Origin of the sequence: Mesorhizobium sp. M7A.T.Ca.US.000.02.2.1 (assembly GCF_003996995.1) — a bacterium.
GTDB lineage: Bacteria > Pseudomonadota > Alphaproteobacteria > Rhizobiales > Rhizobiaceae > Mesorhizobium.
In genome coordinates this window covers 1-2,043 of the sequence record NZ_RZTT01000676.1, presented here as the reverse complement: position 1 = coordinate 2,043, position 2,043 = coordinate 1, and the positions used below count along the sequence as shown (strand labels likewise).

General features: G+C 62.8%; 2 protein-coding genes and 1 pseudogene. 1 reads left to right on the top strand and 2 read right to left on the bottom strand.

From position 1 onward, the window contains the following. Together EOD15_RS33400 and EOD15_RS33395 are read right to left on the bottom strand one after the other, a co-directional pair. Positions 1 to 774 (bottom strand): GIY-YIG nuclease family protein (locus tag EOD15_RS33400; protein WP_185929150.1); only part of this gene is annotated, 774 nt, incomplete at its 3' end. Further along, positions 771 to 1,535 (bottom strand): SDR family oxidoreductase, encoded by a 765-nt coding sequence (locus EOD15_RS33395; protein WP_127319023.1) that lies wholly within the window; start codon positions 1,533 to 1,535, stop codon positions 771 to 773. The genes EOD15_RS33400 and EOD15_RS33395, both read right to left, overlap by 4 nt. Positions 1,536 to 1,948: 413 nt before the next feature. Here EOD15_RS33395 and EOD15_RS37125 point away from each other — a divergent pair. Beyond that, positions 1,949 to 2,043 (top strand): annotated as a pseudogene (locus EOD15_RS37125) (porin family protein); the annotation flags it as partial.

Sequence of the window (2,043 nt, the reverse complement as noted above, 5' to 3'; positions counted from 1 at the left end):
GCTGCGGCCGGACAAGAAGTCCTTCGCTTCGCCGACCAGTTCGGCATAGTCCTGATGCGAGACCTCGCCGGTGCAGGGACCAGCGCAGCGCTTGATCTGATAAAGCAGGCATGGCCGCGTGCGGTTCTCGTAGAACGAGTTGGTGCAACTCCTGAGCAGGAAGGCGCGCTGCAGGGAGTTGATGGTACGGCCAACGGCACCGGCCGAGGCAAAGGGCCCAAAATAATCGCCTTTGCGCGACCGCGCGCCGCGATGCTTGTAGATGCCGGGCGAGACATGGTCGCCGGTCAAGAGAATGTAGGGAAACGACTTGTCATCGCGCATCAGGACGTTGAATCGCGGCCGCAAGCGCTTGATAAGGTTGGCTTCGAGCAGCAGCGCTTCGATCTCGGTGCGGGTGACGACGAACTCCATCGTCGACGTCTCACGCACCATGCGGCCGATGCGGGTGGTGTGGAAGCGGCCTTGCGCGTAGTTGGTGACGCGCTTCTTCAGGCTGCGCGCCTTGCCGACATAGAGCACATCGCCGGCAGCGTTCATCATGCGGTAGACGCCGGGCGCATTGGGAAGCCGCTTGACCAGCGTCTGGATCACCTCGGCGCCGATCATGCCTTCCGCGTCGCCGGCATGCGGTGTCCAGTCGATGGCGGTGAAGGCGACATCGGGACCGACGGTTTCAACGATCTCCTCGACCGCCTCGTCCTCGAGGTCGATATCGGGGGGCAGATCGTCGGCGCCGCCGCGCGGCGTGCTTTTGTGGTCTACAGGACTCATTCCGTCATGCCTGTCACATCGGGCGTCTGCCATGCAAGATGCTGGCCGCCATCAAGCGCGATCATCTGGCCGGTGACGGAGCGCGCTTCCCAGAGATAGCGGATTGTGGCGCCGAATTCCGGCAATTCCGGGCCGCGCTTGAGGACCAAGCCATCCACCTGTGCGGCAAAATCGCTGTCGTCCTGACGCGCGTTCTTCAGTGTCGGCCCCGGGCCGATGGCATTGACGCGGATGCTGGGGCCGAGCGCTTGCGCCATCATCTGCGTTGCCGTCCACAGCGTCGATTTGGACAGCGCATAGGAGAAGTAGCGCGGCGTCGGACGCCAGACGCGCTGGTCGATCATGTTGACGATCAGGCCCTCCTGCCCTGCCGGCAACGCCCGGGCGAAATTCTGCGCCAGCAGCGCGGGCGCTTTCACATGGACGGCAAAGTGCCGGTCCCAGGCCCGCCAGTCGAAATCTCGAACCGAATCGTCCTCGAACAGCGACGCATTGTTGACCAGCAGCGGGATCGGTCCGAGCGCTGCTTGCGCCTGGCCAACGAGATCGTCGACGGCGTCCATATCGGTCAGGTCGGCGGCGACCACGGCGGCGCGGCCACCTCCGGCGATGATTTTGGCAGCCAACGCATCGGCCTCGATGCGCGAGCGGTTGCAATGGATGGCGACGGCAAAACCGTGCGCGGCGAGATCCTCGACGATCGCCCTGCCGATCCGCCTGGCCCCGCCCGTCACCAGCGCCGTGACAGTGGCTTTGCTCATATGGTGTCAATCCTCAATTTCGGCCCGAAAAAGCGGTGCCGGCGAAATATGGCCCGGCATGCGTTAAATGGTGTTCGCACCTTGGGCAGCATTGTGGCGAAACGGCCGTTTGGACATCCCGGCCCGCCCTGGACTCGGGCGCGCCCGACCGCAATATAGGGTGCTGGAGTCCTTGCACCAAGCGGTGTGCAGCGCAGCATGGGATGGTTCCTGCCATTTCGCTGTTGCGAAGATGCAACGTCAAGGTTCTGCCTCATTCGTGCCGGGGAATGACCCAAGTTCAGGTTCGCTTCAGCCGCATTTTGACACGACATTTGGAACCGACGAACGCCAGATCCGTTTCACCCCCCGGACGGGTAGATGGCGATCGTGAGAAACAAGCCTGTGTCCTGTGGCTTAAGGAGTAAAGAACAATGCAAGCCAATCTCAAATTCGCACGGCCGCTGGCCGTTGCGCTTGGGCTCTTCGCCCTCAGCGGAACTGCCTATGCTGCTGACGTGGTTTCGGA